The sequence below is a fragment of the Priestia sp. 53B2 genome, from assembly GCF_056099005.1.
Genome location: NZ_JBLZXA010000100.1, coordinates 1 through 252, shown reverse-complemented (window position 1 = coordinate 252; position 252 = coordinate 1). Strand labels below are relative to the sequence as shown.

Below are 252 nucleotides of genomic sequence, written 5' to 3'. Positions count from 1 at the left end.
TGAAGTCGTAACAAGGTAGCCGTATCGGAAGGTGCGGCTGGATCACCTCCTTTCTAAGGATTTTTACATGACGTACGTTTTGACACTTTGTTCAGTTTTGAGAGTTCAATCTCTCAATTATAGAAAGCACACTACTTTCTTCTTATCTAATAAGAAGAATTTTGGTTGCGATTGTTCTTTGAAAACTAGATAACAGTAATTGCTGAGGAAAAGTGAAACTTTTCTTTAATCAAACCAATAAATAACACAACA

1 rRNA gene is annotated in these 252 nt (G+C 34.9%); it reads left to right on the top strand.

What is annotated here, in order from left to right:
• Positions 1-53 (top strand): 16S ribosomal RNA (locus tag ACN6NE_RS31305); the annotation flags it as partial.
• Positions 54-252: the final 199 nt, after the last annotated feature.